Annotated in this window: 17 protein-coding genes; 8 read left to right on the top strand and 9 right to left on the bottom strand. The window is 69.7% G+C overall.

Going from position 1 to position 16,076, the window contains the following annotated elements; translation table 11 throughout:
• Positions 1-8 precede the first annotated feature (8 nt).
• The 3 genes from ACFV2X_RS00600 (at position 9) to ACFV2X_RS00610 (ending at position 3,251) form a co-directional block, all read left to right on the top strand.
• Positions 9-680, top strand: a complete 672-nt coding sequence (locus tag ACFV2X_RS00600; protein ID WP_385609637.1) for a CatB-related O-acetyltransferase — start codon at positions 9-11, stop codon at positions 678-680.
• Between the two features lie 140 nt (positions 681-820).
• The gene (locus tag ACFV2X_RS00605; RefSeq protein WP_385609639.1) at positions 821-2,173 is read left to right on the top strand and encodes an erythromycin esterase family protein; all 1,353 of its coding nucleotides are present in this window, start codon (positions 821-823) and stop codon (positions 2,171-2,173) included.
• Between the two features lie 88 nt (positions 2,174-2,261).
• A complete protein-coding gene (locus ACFV2X_RS00610; protein WP_385609641.1) occupies positions 2,262-3,251 on the top strand; it encodes a BtrH N-terminal domain-containing protein in 990 nt (329 codons plus the stop codon).
• A 208-nt stretch (positions 3,252-3,459) separates the two neighbouring features.
• On the opposite strand, the gene ACFV2X_RS00615 is transcribed toward ACFV2X_RS00610, so the two are convergent.
• Positions 3,460-3,855 (bottom strand): hypothetical protein, encoded by a 396-nt coding sequence (locus ACFV2X_RS00615; protein WP_385609643.1) that lies wholly within the window; start codon positions 3,853-3,855, stop codon positions 3,460-3,462.
• 59 nt (positions 3,856-3,914) lie between these two features.
• Positions 3,915-4,439, bottom strand: a complete 525-nt coding sequence (locus tag ACFV2X_RS00620) for a CGNR zinc finger domain-containing protein (protein ID WP_385609644.1) — start codon at positions 4,437-4,439, stop codon at positions 3,915-3,917.
• 26 nt (positions 4,440-4,465) lie between these two features.
• Between ACFV2X_RS00620 and ACFV2X_RS00625 the strand changes: the two genes are divergently transcribed.
• A complete protein-coding gene (locus ACFV2X_RS00625; protein ID WP_385609646.1) occupies positions 4,466-5,776 on the top strand; it encodes an MFS transporter in 1,311 nt (436 codons plus the stop codon).
• A gap of 39 nt (positions 5,777-5,815) precedes the next feature.
• Here the strand turns inward: ACFV2X_RS00625 and ACFV2X_RS00630 are convergent, their stop codons facing one another.
• Positions 5,816-6,694 carry an SDR family oxidoreductase gene (locus tag ACFV2X_RS00630; RefSeq protein ID WP_385609648.1) on the bottom strand — a complete coding sequence of 293 codons (879 nt, stop codon included), beginning with the start codon at positions 6,692-6,694 and terminating at the stop codon, positions 5,816-5,818.
• On the opposite strand from ACFV2X_RS00630, the gene ACFV2X_RS00635 reads away from it, so the two are divergent.
• Positions 6,693-7,778: an AraC family transcriptional regulator gene (locus ACFV2X_RS00635; RefSeq protein ID WP_385609650.1), complete on the top strand. Its 1,086-nt coding sequence runs from the start codon at positions 6,693-6,695 to the stop codon at positions 7,776-7,778. The two genes, ACFV2X_RS00630 and ACFV2X_RS00635, sit on opposite strands and share 2 nt — an antisense overlap.
• Positions 7,779-8,048: 270 nt before the next feature.
• Complete coding sequence (locus ACFV2X_RS00640) at positions 8,049-9,590, top strand: PQQ-binding-like beta-propeller repeat protein (RefSeq protein WP_385609651.1); 1,542 nt, start codon at positions 8,049-8,051, stop codon at positions 9,588-9,590.
• A 104-nt stretch (positions 9,591-9,694) separates the two neighbouring features.
• Here ACFV2X_RS00640 and ACFV2X_RS00645 read toward each other — a convergent pair whose 3' ends face one another.
• Entirely contained in the window at positions 9,695-10,669 is a 975-nt protein-coding gene (locus ACFV2X_RS00645; RefSeq protein ID WP_385610346.1) for a phosphotransferase family protein, read from the bottom strand.
• A gap of 334 nt (positions 10,670-11,003) precedes the next feature.
• Here ACFV2X_RS00645 and ACFV2X_RS00650 point away from each other — a divergent pair, with 334 nt between their 5' ends.
• Positions 11,004-11,135 carry a hypothetical protein gene (locus ACFV2X_RS00650; RefSeq protein ID WP_385609652.1) on the top strand — a complete coding sequence of 44 codons (132 nt, stop codon included), beginning with the start codon at positions 11,004-11,006 and terminating at the stop codon, positions 11,133-11,135.
• Between the two features lie 20 nt (positions 11,136-11,155).
• Here ACFV2X_RS00650 and ACFV2X_RS00655 read toward each other — a convergent pair whose 3' ends face one another.
• The gene (locus ACFV2X_RS00655) at positions 11,156-11,893 is read right to left on the bottom strand and encodes an NIPSNAP family protein (RefSeq protein ID WP_385609653.1); all 738 of its coding nucleotides are present in this window, start codon (positions 11,891-11,893) and stop codon (positions 11,156-11,158) included.
• Positions 11,894-12,032: 139 nt separating this feature from the next.
• Here ACFV2X_RS00655 and ACFV2X_RS00660 point away from each other — a divergent pair, with 139 nt between their 5' ends.
• The gene (locus ACFV2X_RS00660; RefSeq protein WP_385609654.1) at positions 12,033-13,013 is read left to right on the top strand and encodes a helix-turn-helix transcriptional regulator; all 981 of its coding nucleotides are present in this window, start codon (positions 12,033-12,035) and stop codon (positions 13,011-13,013) included.
• Between the two features lie 58 nt (positions 13,014-13,071).
• Here the strand turns inward: ACFV2X_RS00660 and ACFV2X_RS00665 are convergent, their stop codons facing one another.
• The 4 genes from ACFV2X_RS00665 to ACFV2X_RS00680 all read right to left on the bottom strand — a co-directional run bounded on the left by ACFV2X_RS00665 (position 13,072) and on the right by ACFV2X_RS00680 (position 16,002).
• A complete protein-coding gene (locus tag ACFV2X_RS00665) occupies positions 13,072-13,539 on the bottom strand; it encodes a hypothetical protein (RefSeq protein WP_385609655.1) in 468 nt (155 codons plus the stop codon).
• A gap of 120 nt (positions 13,540-13,659) precedes the next feature.
• Positions 13,660-14,712 carry a threonine aldolase family protein gene (locus tag ACFV2X_RS00670; protein ID WP_385609656.1) on the bottom strand — a complete coding sequence of 351 codons (1,053 nt, stop codon included), beginning with the start codon at positions 14,710-14,712 and terminating at the stop codon, positions 13,660-13,662.
• A 28-nt stretch (positions 14,713-14,740) separates the two neighbouring features.
• Positions 14,741-15,310 carry a helix-turn-helix domain-containing protein gene (locus tag ACFV2X_RS00675; protein WP_385609658.1) on the bottom strand — a complete coding sequence of 190 codons (570 nt, stop codon included), beginning with the start codon at positions 15,308-15,310 and terminating at the stop codon, positions 14,741-14,743.
• Complete coding sequence (locus ACFV2X_RS00680; protein WP_385609660.1) at positions 15,310-16,002, bottom strand: metal-dependent hydrolase; 693 nt, start codon at positions 16,000-16,002, stop codon at positions 15,310-15,312. The genes ACFV2X_RS00675 and ACFV2X_RS00680 overlap by 1 nt, the downstream gene beginning before the upstream one ends.
• Positions 16,003-16,076: the final 74 nt, after the last annotated feature.

The raw sequence follows: 16,076 nt of genomic DNA on the forward strand, positions 1-16,076 counted from the left end.
GATTCGTCATGCCACCTGTCCCCGCCGACCCGACCGTCGTACATCCGATGCCCGAGCAGCCGCGGGTGGTGCTGCTGAAGCCGCTGGTCACCTCGCCGCTGATCGAGGTCGGAGAGTTCTCCTACTACGACGATCCCGGTGACCCGACCGCCTTCGAGACCCGCAATGTGCTGTACCACTACGGGCCGGAAAAGCTGGTCATCGGGAAGTTCTGCGCGCTGGGCGAGGGCCTGCGGTTCATCATGAACGGCGCCAACCACCGCATGGACGGCCCCTCGACGTTCCCCTTCCCCATCATGGGCGGCTCCTGGGCCGAGCACTTCGACCTCATCGCCGGGCTGCCCGGACGGGGTGACACCGTGGTGGGCCATGACGTCTGGTTCGGATACCGGGCCATGGTGATGCCCGGCGTCCGTATCGGCCACGGAGCGATCATCGCTTCCGGCTCCGTCGTCGTCGACGACGTCCCCGACTACGGCATCGTCGGCGGCAACCCCGCCCGTCTCATCCGCCGCCGCCACAGCGACGAGGACATCAACCGCCTTCTGGCCGTGGCCTGGTGGGACTGGCCGCTCCAGCACATCACCGAACACATCCGCACGATCATGTCCGGCAGCATCGACGACCTCGAGAACGCGGCGCCCGGACGCACACCGCCCCACAGGTCGACGGACCGCTGAACCGTCGGACGACCGGCCCTGCCGAGGACCGGCCCTGCGGAGGACCGGCCCTGCGGACGTCGGCATCGGCATCGGCATCGGCATCGGCATCGGCATCGGCAATCCATCCACACTCCTGCGCCAAGAATCGAGCTGTCAGCATGCCTGCTTCCCCCCACCACAACCCGTTCGCCGACTGGCTTCGCGCCCATGCCGTCCCCCTCACCCACCTCGACCCCGATGCGCCGCTCGACGACCTGGAGCCGCTGCGCGCCATCATCGGCGAAGCCCGCATCGTCGCGATCGGCGAAAACTCCCACTTCATCAACGAGTTCGCCATCCTGCGCGAGCGCATCCTGCGGTTCCTGGTCGAACGCTGCGGCTTCACCGTCCTGGCCTTCGAATACGGCTTCAGCGAAGGGTTCCCCCTCGACGCATGGGCCCAGGGCGAGGGGACTGACGACGACCTGTCGGCCCACCTCGCCGCAACGATCCCCGTCGGAGTCGATGAGCCGCTGCGCTGGATGCGCCGGCACAACCGCACACCCTCACCACCGGTGCGTTTCGCCGGTATCGACATCCCGGCGGCCGGTGGGTCCCTGCTTCCCACCCTGAGCCCGGTCGCCGACTACCTGCGCCACATCGATCCCGAAGCCCTGCCGATGGTCCAGACGGCGATGCGGATCGCCGAATCGTTCGCCGGTGGCTCCGCGGCCGACGCCGCGCCCGCGTGGGCCCGCCTGGCCACCGCCGAACAGGACACCCTCAGCGCGACCCTGATGCGCCTGCTCATCCGCTTCCGCTCCGTCGAACCGCTGTACGTCTCCCGCGGCGACCAGCGAAGCTACGACATCGCCTTGCGACGCCTCGAAGGCGCCTGCAGCGGTGACTACACCTTCCGTGCCATGGCCGACCTCTTCGCCGGCAAGGGGCTGACCGCCGACACCTCGGCCCGGGACGTCTACATGGCCGAGTCGCTCCTCTGGCACCTGGAGCGCTTCGAACCCGGCACGCGCGTGGTGCTGGCGGCTCACAACGCCCATATCCAGAAGACATCGGTCTCCTTCAACGGCCACCTCACGGGGCTCCCGATGGGACAGCATCTACACCGAGCGCTCGGCGATGAATACGTCGCCCTCGGCCTGACGAGCACCACCGGAGACACCGCGGACATGCGCCGCGACGAGAACGCGCGCTTCGGTTTCACCATCGACACCACCGCGCTGGAGCCGCCCGAGCCGGGAAGCGTCGAGGCCGCCTTCGCCGATGCCGAACTCGGGCTCAGCATCGCCGACCTCCACCAGGCACGCCCGGAAGCCCACGACAGCGCCGCCGTTGCCCCGGGCCCCGACCGCATCCGGATACAGAGCGCCTACCTGCACGCCCCCATCCTCGAGGCGTTCGACGCCATCCTCAACACCCCGACCTCCACCGTGGCCGGGGGGTGGTCGGTGGACTCTCCCACCGTGGGAGAGTCCACCATGGTGGCGTACCAAACGAAGCGCCGTACATGAGGCATGAGGACCGTCTCATCGATCCGGCAGAGGCCCCCTAAGAAGAACGCATGACCCGGCTGATCATCTCCATCCAGGAAAGCATGGCATGACCACGGTGATAGACATTGATGCCCGCCGTACGCAGCACTGCGAGACGACGGCTCTCGGGGTGCTGTTGCGGCACCAGGGACTCGATCTGTCCGAGCCCATGCTCTTCGGCCTCGGTTCCGGTCTGTCCTTCATCTACTGGGACAGCAAGAACATGGGCTTCCCTTTCCTCGGAGGACGGGTCAGGCCCTTCGACCTCACCACAAACCTGACCACCCGACTCGGGCTGGAACTCCTGGTCCAGGAGACCACCTCCCCCCGCAAGGCATGGCAGAACGTGGTGTCCTCCATCGACGCCGGCCACCCCGTCGGACTTCAGCTCGACAGCTACCACCTGGACTATTTCGCCTCGAAGGTGCACTTCGGCGGTCATGTCGTCGCCATGTACGGCTACGACGACCGCGACGCCTATCTGATGGACACCGACCAGCAAGGCGGAACGGTATCCACCAGCCTGACCAGCCTCGCCCAGGCCAGGGCCGCGCGCGGCCCGATGACCGCCAAACACCGGTCCTTCACCCTCACCGTCCCGAGCGACCTGTCCTCCCCGCAGAGCCAGATCATTCCCGCCATCACCGCCTGCGCCGACGCCTTCCTCCACCCGCCCATCGCCAACCTCGGCCACCGAGGCATCGACAAGACCGGCAAGCTGGTACGCACATGGCTCCAGCGGACCGACAACCCGCAGCGGGACCTGCCCCAGGCTGCCCTCTTGATGGAGAAGGCGGGCACGGGCGGCGCCCTGTTCCGTAACCTCTACCGCGACTTCCTCGCCGAATGCGCCCAACACCTCGACAGCAGCCACCTGCGCACCGGCCACGAGCTGTATGCCGAGGCAGCCGCCCTGTGGACGGAAGTCGCAGCACTGATCACAAAGGCCGGTGAATCAGGCGATGCGCAGTGCCTCGTACAGGCAGGCACCGTCCTCCACGATCTTTCACGCATCGAACGCGAGGCCATGCATGCGCTGAGCCGCCTGGGGCAGTAAGAGCCCAACCAGGCGCATGCGGGCATGGAGAGAGGCTGTGTGGACGGGACCCCGGTTGGAGATTTTTCTGCGGGGCGTGATTCGGCGGGTGGAGGCGGGAGATGAGCCGCAGCCGTGGTGGATGCCGCGGCGGGTGCTGACCGTGGTGTCGGCCGATGTCGACGCCACTGCCGGTGTCGGGGCGATCTGGGCCGTGTGGCGTCCGAAGTCACGTCGGGTGCGTGAGCACATAACGCTCCTGGAATGGTACGGCGAACAGTGGCGGTACGTCGGGGGCGGCAGCGGCCCCGGAGACGATCCTGTCGACGTCGATGTGCTCGATGTTTGCAGCGGCGGCGGCGTCCTCAGCCTCACCCGCGGCACTGACCCTCCGCGCTCCATCACCACGGCTCCATGGATCGGTTGCGTCAAAGTGTGCCTCGGGCGGGACGTGGGTCACGTTCTCGTCGGTGCCCGCCGGATCGAGAATCCCCAGCAGTGCAGGCTCATCGCTGTCTGGACGTCCCCCCAAATCGACCGCGGAGCCCGTCCCGTCATCGTGGCTCTGGGACGCGACGGCGCCGAACTCTCCCGCATCGGCCCCCATGACAGCCTGGACACTCATACCTGGGCGCGATTGAGAGAGGAGTTGTAACCAGCGTCGTCGCCGACTCCCAAGGCTGGTCAGGTGACCGCTGCTCGCGCCCGGTGCCTGCGGACGGCGTCGCGGTTGGCGCAGCGCTGTGAGCAGTAGCGCTGTCGTCCGGTGCGCGAGGTGTCGGCGAAGGCCGTCTCGCACTCGGTCACCTCGCAGCGCCGCAGCCGCCGCATGCCCCGGCCCGCCAGATGCAGTGCGGTGCCGACCGCGAACAGCGTGAACAGTACGGAGCCGAGCGGCTGTTCCGCATCCCGGTAGTGCAGATGCCAGCCCGTATCGGAGTGGGAGGTCAGCCGGGGGTAGGCGGCGGCCTCGGCCAGCATCCGGTTCAGCAGATCGGCGCGCTCCTGCTCCCTGCCGGCGTCGACGACCCTCTCCCAGGCGTTCAGTGCGGCCTGGGCGCGGTCGAGATCGTCCGCTGTCACCGGGCACTCCAGTGTGAGCCCGGCGGCGCGACAGCGGTCTGCCAGCTCATCCGCGCTCTCGGGCCGACGGTTGGCCAGGTCCGCGGCCAGGTTCACCGCGTCCTCGCCGTAAGGGTTGAGCTGCATAAGACCATTACAGCAGTGTGGCCGACATGACACAACAAACCGCCGGACGCGCCAGATCCCAGGCCCCCGACCCGTGGCGTTATCGCTGGATCGTGCTGGGCATTGCCACCTTCACCCAGGCCGCGTCCGGGTTCTTCGTGGGCGGCATCGGAGCGCTCGGCGTCCACCTTCAGCGCGCCCTGGACCTGAGCACGGCGCAACTGGGTCTGCTGGTCTCCGCGGCCCAACTCGTACCGCTGGCCGGGCTGCTGGTGGCCGGCGAGCTGCTGGACCGCTACAGCGAGCGCTGGGTGGTCGGGGTCGGGGCCTGCGTGGTCGCGCTGGCTCTGGGCGCGGGGAGCCTGGCGCCGGGATACGCGGCCCTGCTGGGCGCTCTGCTGGTGGTCGGCGCGGGATACAGCACCGTCCAGCCGGGTGGGAGCAAGTCGGTGGCGTCCTGGTTCGACGCGTCACAGCGGGGCTTCGCGATGGGCATCCGGCAGGCCGGACTGCCGCTGGGTGCGGCGCTCGCCTCGGCCGTACTCCCGCTCGTCGCGGAGGAGTTCGGCTGGCGGGCGACGCTGCTGACCGGTGGCTTCGTCGCGCTGTTCGGAGCCGCGCTCTTCATGGGCTGCTACCGTCGGCCGCCCGCACCGCCCGCACCGCCCGCACCGCCCGCACCGCCCGCCTCGCAGCAGGGCAAGGAGCCGTCGGACCCGCTCGCGGCACAGCTCCGCGCCCGGCTGCGCATGCTCCGTGAACCGTCCACGGTGAAGATCATGCTGTCGGGGACCAGTCTGATCTCGGTGCAGTGCGGCGTGGGCATCCTGACGGTGCTCCACCTCCACCAGGCGTCATCGGTAGGCGCCGGGCAGGCGGCCCTGATCCTGGTGGCGTCCCAGGGTGCGGGGGTTGCGGGCCGGATCTGCCTGGCGGCCTGGAGCGACCGGAGCAGGACCGGGCGCTACGCCATCGTGCTGGTCTGCATGATCGCCGTGATCGCCGGACTGGCCGTGCTGATGACACCGGCCGGACGGACACCGGTCGTCGCTTCCGTCGTCTTCGTCTGGCTCGGCTTCTTCGGCTTCGGCTGGTACGGCCCATGGGTCGCCCACGTCACCGAGGCGGCCCCGCCGGGCAAGACCGGCTTCGCCCTGGGCCTGGCCATGTCCGTCAACCAGATCGCCATCGTCACGGTGCCGCCCACGCTCGGCCTGCTGGTCGATCTCACCGGCAGCTTCACCCCGGCCTGGGCACTGCTGTCCCTGCTGACCGCCGTCGCCCTGACGGTCACGGCCAACGCGGAACGCCGCAGCCGCCGTAACGAAGGTGGCCACCGGGCTGGCGAACCCCGATGAGCTCGTCCCTCAGCAACTACCGGGGAGGCACTGCGAGGTTCAGAACCCGTCACCCACGGCCGAGGCGGGGGAACTCTCGTTCCAGCGGCCCGCGGCCGCGGTCTCGGTGACGAAGTTCTCGAAGGTCCTGGGCCGCCGGTCGAGGGCTCGCTCCACGTCGTCGGAGAGCGCGGCGCCCGAGCCGTTGCCGATGGCTGTGAGGAGTTCGGTGAGCAGTCGCGCGACGTCGGGTGAGGCGCCCGCGGTGATCTGGCGCTCGATGAAGGCATCTGGGGCAATGTCGACGTGTCGGATCGTGCGCCCGGTGGCCTTGGCGATGAGACTGGCCGCTTCGCCGAAGCTGATCGCCCGTGGGCCGGTCAACTCGTAGATCCGGGTGTTGTGGCGGTCCTCGGTCAGCGCCGATGCGGCGACCTCGGCGATGTCCTCGGCGTCGATGAAGGGGGTGCACCCGTCGCCGGTGGGCAGGGCCAGGGTTCCCTTGAGGATGCCGGGCAACCAGGGGCCCTCGCTGAAGTTCTGCGAGAACCAGTTGGGGCGCAGGATGGTCCAGTCGACACCGGAGCCGCGCACGGCCTGCTCGGCGGCATGCAGAGGGTGGCCGGCCTCGCCGGCGCGCGGGGCGGACAGCAGCACCAACCGCCGCACACCCGCGGCTACCGCCTCGGTCACGAACCGGGGGATGCGCGCCTGGCGGTCCGCGCTCATCTGCAAGTTGGGCTCCACGAGGTAGGCGGCGGTGACGCCGTCGAGGGCGGGCGCCCAGCTCGTCGGGTTGTCCAGGTCGAAGGGGATATCGCCGCTGGTGCGGGGCGCCGTGCGGGACGCCGTGCGGACCGGTCGGCCGGCGGCCTTCAGGCGCCGGGCGATGCGGCTGCCGGTCTTGCCGGTGCCGCCGAGGACGAGGATGTTGTTCATGCCGTCCAGAGAACTCCATGACGTCGTAGACGTTCCATGGGAGAACGTCGTCACCACCTTTGCGATCGTCTATTCTCACGTCATGGACGTCCTCAGCGATCTGCTGCACCGGGCCCGTGCCAGGAATGCGCTGGTCAGGCAGCTGATCCAGCGTCCTCCATGGTCGCTGACCTTCGCCGACGCCCCACCGCTCACGGTTGTGACCACGCTCGCCGGCCACGCCTCGGTACGGCTCGATGACGTGGGCACCGCACCGGTACGCCTCGCCGCCGGCGACATCGCCCTCATCACCGCACCCGGCCGGTACACAATCGCCGACGCCCCTTCCACCCCACCCCAGGTCGTGATCCAGGGGGGAAAGAAACACGTCATCGACGGGGACGAAGAAGCGCCGGGCACTCACTGGAGCCTGGCGCCCCGTACGTACGGCGACGGCCTGCCCGGGGCCACGATCATGCTCCGGGGCGCCTACGAACTCCGCGGCGACGTGGGCGACCGCCTGCTGGACATGCTCCCACCGCTGGCAGTCGTGCCCTCCGGGCCGCGGACCCGGGCCGCGCTGGACCTACTGGCCGCCGAGGTCGCCCACGACGAACCCGGTCAGGACGCCGTCCTCGACCGGCTGCTGGATCTCGTGCTCGTGCTGGCGTTGCGGGCATGGTGTGCCGGCTCAGAGCGGGCACCCGCCTGGTACCAGGCACTGGCCGATCCCGCGATCGGCGACGCGCTGCGCCTGCTGCACGAGGATCCCGCCCATCGGTGGACGGTCGCCGAATTGGCCACCAAGGTCGGCATGTCCCGCGCCGCTTTCGCCGCTCGCTTCAGAGCCCTGGCCGGCGAACCCCCGCTCACCTATCTCACCGGCTGGCGAATGACTTTGGGAGCGGACTTGCTCCGTGACACCGAGGCGACCGTCTCCGCAGTGGCCCACGAGGTGGGGTACGAGGACGCGTTCGCCTTCAGCGTGGCATTCAAGCGCGCCCGAGGCGTCAGCCCCTCGCTCTGGCGCCGCCAGATCCGCGACCAAGGCGACCTGGCGGCCATGACCGACGAGGTCATCGGCTCCCCACCGCCGCCACCGTAAGGCCGAGTTCAGATCCGTCGTGGCCGTACTCGGCCAGGCAGATACCCGCCGCCCTTCCGCCCTTCAGACGCGCTTGATCCTGGACACGCCGACCAACAGGCAGCGGTTCGTGGGCAATTCACGCCGCCACCTGCACTTCCCCCGGACCGCGGCGGGATGCGGCAGGCGGACCCTCTCGCCTGCGTGGAGACGATCACACCTGAGAGCATGATTGGCGTGACCATGCAAGACCCGCACCCGCACACCTCATACGGAGGAGAGAAGCTTTTCATGTCGCAACCGCCCGTGCCGCCCCCGGCACAAGGCTGGCCGCCGCATCAGCCTGGGCCGTACCAGGCCCAGGCCCCTTACCCCCAGCCGCCCCCGTACGCCCCGGCACCGACCGGCCCCCGTCACCCCGGCGGACCCGGTGGTCCCGGCGGTCCTGGCAGTCCTGGTGGCGGACGGCGTCGGCTCGCTGTCATCGTCGGCTGCGTCCTCGCCGCGTTAGTGGTCATCGGTGCCGGCACCGCTGTCCTGCTGCGCGATTCGGGCGACTCCGGCGACCCCGGCCCCGAGCGAGCCGGCGGGAAGCCAGGCGGCACCACATCCGCGTCGGCCACGCCGAAGCCCACCAGCGTCAAGGGCCGGGAGCTTTTTCAGGTGGCCGCGCCCGAGGTGAACGGTGCCGAGTACGTCGCGACGCCCGGCACCTGGGTCACCTCCCGCTACTACGCCTCCGGTGCGAAGAACTCCGTCACCGGCTACGACCTGACGACCGGCAAGCTCGCCTGGACCGTCGATCTCTCCGGCGGCCTGTGCCAGGTCTCCCGCGACGTCACCCGCAACGGCCTGATCGCCGTCGTGATCCGCGAGTCGACGAGCGAGCGGAGCAGCGACTGCACACGGTTCGCGGTGATCGACGTGAACAAGGGCACCAAGGTGTGGGAGAAACCGCTCAAGGACGACGGCATCGGCCGCGGCGCGGACCTGACCGTCGCCATCAGCGACACCGTCGCCGCCGCGGGCTGGCCCAGCGGATCCGCCGCGTTCGACGCTTCCAGCGGCTCCCCGCTGTGGGACGCTCCGGCCAAGGGATGCATCCAGGAGGAACACCTCGGCGGCGGGGAGCAATTGCTCACCCTCGCCTATTGCCGGACCGCCGACGGCATGCGGTTCCGGGTCGGAGAGCGTGACCCGCGGTCCGGGAAGGCGACCTGGAAGTACGAGATCCCGAAGGCCAGGGGCGGCGCCTGGCTGATCTCCAGCAAGCCGCTCGTGCTCGGCCTGATCCAAAGCGTCAACGGCCTCGACGCCGAGCAGTTGGTGACCGTCTCCGAGCAGGGCAAGGTGCAGTCCACCATCGAACTCGGCGATGACTACATCGCCGGCTGCGGCGACGCCGGCACCTGCGCCGCCACCGTCGTCGCGGGAGACACGGCCTACCTCGCCAGCGACCCGCACGCTTATGGCAAGGCCAACCAGATCGCGGCGTTCGACCTGCGGACCGGCACGCGGATCCAGACGTTCAAGGCGCCGGGGAAGTCAACCTTGATCCCGGTGCGTGCCGACGGCAAGGCGCTGATCGCACTCCAGAAGGGCGATGTCTCGACGGCCGGTCGCGTCCTGCGGCTGGACCCCGACACCGGGCAGGCCACCACGCTGCTGCAGCTTCCGGACGAGGCTCGCCTCGGCTTGCAGACCCTGGCCGACAAGGACGTCAAGCACCCCGCGCTCTACGCGGACGGCCGGCTCTTCCTGCACCGTGGGAGCGGCTACTCCGAGGGCGACACCAGCCGCATCCCCATGACGCTGGCGTACACGAACCACTAGCCGGCGGTTCGTTGCCCAGGTCCGGGGAGATGTCGTACTCACGGCCACGGGACCAGAAGAAGGCCGTGAGTACGGCACCCGGAATGAGAAGCCAGGGGCGGCGTTCAGGCGCGGGCCAGTTCCAGTGTCTTCTTCAGGTTGTACTCGGCGATGCCGGCCATGAACGCCCGGTCGGGGAAGTCCCCGTCGAGCAGCCGCAGTGGTCCCGCCGTCAGCGAGAGCCGCTGAGCCAGCATGTAGAGCTTCAGCCGGTCCTCGTCCAGTCCGTCCACCGCCAGCGGTCGGTAGGCGTCGTGCAGGCGGATCTGCAGAAAGACGTGCTCCCACTCGACGTCGAAGTACATCGAGCCCTCGATATCGATTGCCACGGGGTTTCCGTCCGCGTCCACCAGCACATGGTCGGGCCCCAGTTCACCGTGCACGACCGCGTACTCCGCGCGCGGCCGCACCGCGGCCGCCAGGCTCAGCAGTCGCTCCTCCAGCCGGTCGCGGGCTGCCACGATCCGGGGATCACGCGACGCCGCCTCGGCGAGGTCCCGCAGCGCACGGTCCAGGACGACTCCCTCACACGACGTCCCGCGCGACGTTCCTCCTCCGTCTACCACGGCCACCTTGCCGTACGTGGGGCCCCGATGACGCCGCATGGCCTCCAGTGCTTCCCCGAGCCGGGCCATGACCGGGGCAGCCGCGCGTGGGTCGCGCGCGAGTAGTTCCTCCAGGTTCTCGCCCGGGATGTCCTCGACGATCGCGAGGTCGGCCGGACAGTGGGCGCCGTCGCGGTCGACGAGACGGATTGCGGGGACGCGGATGCCGAGTGCATCCAGCCGCGCGTGCGCGGCCTCGAACAGGCCGAGCCCGAGACCGGGCGAGAACGGGTCGGTGAGGTCGTCGTCGCCCTCGGCCGTCGGCCAATAGTTCTCGGCGTCGTCCCACAGGTAGGCGATCGCCGTCGTCGCGTCGTCCATCACCAGGCGGTAGACGCCCTTCTTACTGCCGCCCGCCACCCGCGGGGCCGCCACCAACCGCTGCCCGCCGCCCAGCGCGGCCCGCGCCGCACTCGCCAACTGCTCCCTCGTCACTGACCTGGGTGCCACGTTCCGAACTGCCTCTCCCACACCACACCCCCACCACAGCCCGCCACCACAACTCGTGCACCCTACGGGAGCATCGGCGCGGGAGCGATGGGTTTTCCGCATCCGAGGCACCGAGCCAGGCCTCAACCCAGACCTCGGCCGTATGTGGCCGCGTTCGCGACAGCCTGATGGCGATCCTGGACTCACTGCCGATCCTGCTCCGCCGCCCGGGGCGGATCCGGTTGGCCAAGGGATCATTCTTCGAGCCGGAGACGATCGCCCAGGCGCGCCGTGGGAGGTCGAGACCCTGCTCGGGCCGGCCCCTGATCGGGTTGCCGCCATGCGGGACAAGGGTCACCCCACCCGGGAGTACGTCGTCTACGGCACTGAGTGGTGGCTGTATGTGTGCAACCGGATCGCGGAAGGACCGCAACGGTTCTTCCGCGCCGTCACCGACGCCGCCGGCTGGTAGGGGCCGGTTCAGCTGAGGAGTCAGGAGATGAGCGAGCGGCCGGTGGGCGCCAGGCGCAGTGTCCGGGGGGCTGCTGTCTGTTCGCTCTCGATGCCCGGCAGAATCTCCCGGGTGAGGGGGTGGTCCTGCACTTCGGCGAGGTGCCGGCGATACGCACTTTCGTCGGGGTACGACGTGAAGACCGCGGCGACGTTCTCTCCGGTGCGGACCGGCAGCCTGGCGAACGTGTTGTGCGCCGTCTCGGTGGTCAGGACGGCGAGTGGCGCGGGTCCCGTCTTGTGGAGCACGGGGAGGAGGCCGTCCCGGATGAGTGCGATGCCGTCGGGCCGTCCGGGAGGGAAGGACCACACGGTGGCGGACACGAACCGGTCCGGTGCCGGAGCACCGGCCTGGGGCCGCTCGGGCGGGCGGACGGCGAAGCCGCTCCCGTCCGACAGGGGCCGCAGCAACAGGACATCGTCGGAGTCGACCATGGTGTCGTTGGCCCGGGGACCGTGCTCGGCCCAGACAGGTCCGCCGTAGAAGGCCGTCAGCGCACGGTGCCGTACCGCCATGTCCCGGAAGCCGCGCAGCCAGACGAAGCGGTTCGGATCGTCAAGGTCCCGGAACTGGCCGAGCACGACCATCCCGGTCTCTTCCTGCGTTTCGACGAACTCCCGGTCGAACAGTTCGATGAGCTCATCACGTCGGCCGGGACGCAGCGTGTACTGGCGAAGCTCGATCACAGCTGGGCGGCCGACGGGGTCGGTGGGTGACACGGCGGAACTCCTGTTCGGTGCTCTTCTTCGGGTGTTCGGGTGTGGCTTTCCGGCTGGTCCTTCGGCCGAGCCGGATGTGGATTGACGCTAGAGGAGCCGTGTGCCAGGGGCTGTCAGGGTTTCCGGGGAGAATGCGCCCATGTCTGCAGGTCGATTGCTGTCGCTGCTGTTGTTGCTGCAATCCCGTGGTCGCATGTCCGCGCGCGGGGTCGCCGATGAGCTGGGGGTATCCATCCGGACCGCCTACCGTGACCTGGCACGGCTACAGGCCGCCGGGGTCCCGGTCTACGCGGAGCCGGGCCGCGGGGGCGGCTATCAGCTGCTCGACGGCTATCGCACCCGCCTGACCGGGATGAGTGAGGGCGAAGCACGGGCGCTGTTCTTCGCCGGACTGCCCGGGCCCGCCGCCGACCTGGGCCTCACGGCGGAGGTGACGGCGGCACGGCTGAAGCTGCTGGCCGCGCTGCCGACGGGACTGCGCGAGGAGGCGGCGCGGACCGCGGCGGTGTTCCACCTGGACGCTCCCGGCTGGTACCGGGAACCCGAACAGACACCGCAGCTGCCCTTGTTCGTCGACGCGGTGCTCACCGGGCGTGCGGTGGACGTGCGCTATCGCCGTTGGCGCGCGCCGCAGGAGGTCAATCGCCGCCTACGTCCCTACGGCCTGGTGCTCAAATCCGGAACCTGGTATCTCGTGGCCGCCGCCACGGACAGCCGGATCGCCACCTACCGGGTCGCCCAAGTCCTCGACGCGGTGCTGACCGACGAACGGTTCGACCGGCCGCAAGGATTCGACCTGGGTGCGTACTGGACCTCCTACCTCGACGATTTCCAGGCACGCCGCTACACCGGCACCGCCACCATCCGTCTGTCCCCACAGGGACGCCGACGCCTGCCCGACAACGTCCCCCCGGAGGTGGTACGGGCCGTCGACTCCACCGCGACCGCCGTCGGCGACGACGGATGGATCGAGGCCGTCATCCCGACCGAGAGCACCTACCACGCGTGCGGCGAGCTGCTGCGGCTCGGTGTCGACGTCGAGGTCGTCGCACCCGCCGAACTGCGCCAGGCCATGGCCGCCACCGTGGGCGTACTCGCCCGGGCCTACGGACTCCACTGACGTCAGGACGCGCATCTGGCGGTCGCGGTCACCGGGTTCTTCGGCCGGGGGCGACGTTTCAGCGGCCGCGCGGCAGCGTATAGCCGCGCCTGCGCCCCCAGCGGGAGATGACCAGCAAGACAGCCAGTTCGCCGAGTACCAGCAGGAAGACCCCGGCCTTCGGCAGCACCGAGCCCATCAGATCGCCACGCGAGCGGTATCCCCAGTCATCGCCGGCGAACACCGTGGAGCCCTTCCTCGTCGGCTCGGTGCCCGCGTCGACATCCCCCTCACCCGTACGCTCGTCGGAGAAACGCCACGTGGCGCGGCAGGTGTACAGCCGCGTTCCCTTGTAGTTGTGAGTGGAGCACTGCCGCACGTCCAGCACGTCGGCCCGCTCCCCAGTGACCAACCGCTCGACTTGCCGGTACTGCCACAAGGCCCACCAGACGAGGGCGACCGAACTCAAGGCGACCAGCAGCCGGAAGACGTGCCTCCGACGCCGCTTCCCCGGCCGTTCGAGCATCCCTGTCGGGTCCGGTTCCACCCTCACCCACCCCCGGCGGTCACCATAATCGAGGCAAAGGTAGCTGAGGAGTCACGAGTCCTGGCAATTGCCCCCCGGTATTGGCCGGTTGCTGCTGCACCGTCCGACCGACCGAACAGGTCAGGCAGTAAGTCGGCGGACGGCGTTCACCAGGCCGTCGACGTCCTCCCGTGCGGTCGCAAAGGAGGTGACGAAGCGGACGACTCCCGGCTCCCAGCGGTCGTGGTAGAAGGCATAGCCCTCGGACAGGAGTCCGTCGATGACGCGCTGGGGCAGGCGGCAGAAGACGACGTTGGCCTCGACCGCGCCGGGGAAGCCGATGTCCGGCAGGGCCTTGAGTCCCTCTTGGAGGCGGGCGGCCATGGCGTTGGCGTGGTTCGCGTTGTGCAGCCACAAGTCGTCGGTCAGGTAAGCGGCGAGCTGGGCGGCGTGGAAGCGCATCTTGGAGGCGAGTTGACCGGCGCGCTTGGCGCGGAAGGCGAGTTCGGGGGTGAGGGAGCGGTCGAAGACGACGATGGCGTCGGCGGTCATGGTGCCGTTCTTGGTGGCCCCGAAGGAAAGCAGGTCGACACCGGCCTGCCAAGTCATCTCGGCGGGGGTGCAGCCGTGGGCGGCGACGGCGCCGGCGAAGCGTGCGCCGTCCATGTGGAGGCGCAGGCCCGCTTCCTTGGCGATGGATCCGAGGGTGTGGAGTTCGTCGAGGGTGTGGACGGCGCCGGTCTCGGTGGCCTGGGTGATGCTCACTACGGAAGGCTCCACGCTGTGTACGTCTCCCCGCTTGCGCCGGGCGGCCGCCCGTAGCGCCTCGGGGTCGATCTTGGCATCGTCGCCGGGGAGCGGGACGAGCTTGGCGCCCGCGGTGTAGAACTCGGGCGCGCCGCATTCGTCGTTGTTGATGTGGCTGTCGCGGTGGCACAGCACGCTGCCCCAGGGCGGGGTGAGGGCTGCCAGGCTCAGGGCGTTGGCCGCGGAGCCGGTGGAGACGAGCAGTACGTCGACGTCACGGTCGAATATCTGGCACAGGCGGCGCCGTACGTCGGCGGTGAAGCTGTCCGCGCCGTACGGTGCGGCCGGCCCGGCGGCGGCGCGGGCCATGGCGTCCATGATCTGTGGTGCGGCCCCGGCGACGTTGTCGCTGGTGAAGGCGCGAGCGTAGGGGGTGGTCGTGCTCATGGTGTGTGCCTGACTTTCGGGGTGGCTCTCAGCTGACGATGGGCGAGGCGATGACGACGGTGACGTCCGCCGGTTCGGTGTCGGTGCGGTAGATATGGGGGGCGTCGCCGGCGAAGGCGAGCAGATCGCCCGCCCCCAGCAGGCGCGGGCTGTCGGTGGGTCCGGCGGTCAGCCGACCCGTGGCGACCAGCAGGTGCTCCACGGTGCCGGTCGCATGCGGCACGCCCGCCAGCTCGGTGTGGGCGGGCATCCGCAGCCGCCAGATCTCCAGGCTGTGGCCGCTGCTGATCCGGCGGAGCAGTTCCCGGCCGACCTCGTCCTCGGCGAGGTCGGTGCCGGCGACGAACACCGGGCCGGGGTCGGTGTCGCGGGTCAACAGGTCGGTCAGCGGGATCCTGAGCGCGATCGCGAGCGCGTCGAGCGTCTCGATCGTCGGATTCCCCTTACCGGCCTCCAGTTGCGACAGCGTCGCCTTGCTCAGGCCCGCGCGCCTCGCCAGTTCGGAGCCGCTCATCCCTCGCTGTTCACGACGCCGACGGATCTGCGCCCCCACCGCCGCGGCGGTGCTGCTCGTCGACTGCCCGGACGGCGGGGCCATCACCGCTCCCCGTGAGCGGCGGAATACGACACCCGGATGCGGCCCCTTTTGAACTTCAGCGACGGCAGAACCACATCGTGGAGGTCGCCGAGGCCGCGCACATGCGTTCCCCCGCAGGGTGCGGAGTGCAGGGCGCCCAGAGACACCGTGCGCAGCCCCTGCTCGTCCACCGCCGCGGTCACCGGCAGGTCCTCAGCGATGGCCGCCACGACCGCCTTACGCAGCTCGGCGAGCACCTCCTCCCGGCCCTCGGGCTCGGCCAGCCGAGGATCGGGCCGCGGGGCGGTGAACTCGATGCGCGCCTGGCCCGGGAAGTGGTTGTTCCCGGCCAGCTCCCACCCCTGGGCCCGGCCCGCCGCCTCGACCAGATGCCCGGCCGTGTGCAGAGCCGCGTGCGCCATCCGCATCCCCAGATCGATCCGCGCCCGCACCGACTGCCCCTCCGCGAACACCGGCCACCCGGCCCCCTCGGCAGCGGGCACGGCCACGATCAGCCCCGACTGCTCATCCCGGACGGGTACGACCTCGACCTCCTCCAGCCATCCCCGGTCGGCAGGCTGGCCACCGCCCTGCGGATGGAACAGGCAGTGCTCCACGGCAGCCCAGGGCCGCCCCTCCCGGCGCCCTACGGCGATCACCCGTGTATCGACCTGCTCCGCATAGGTGTCATCGAGATAGGTCCTGACCTGCATCACACTCTCCACACCGCTAAACGATATGTTCACTATAACGAACGTAGCGCCCGCGGATCCGCCGGTGTCGAGAC

Origin of the sequence: Streptomyces sp. NPDC059679 (genome assembly GCF_042734105.1) — a bacterium.
GTDB lineage: Bacteria > Actinomycetota > Actinomycetes > Streptomycetales > Streptomycetaceae > Streptomyces.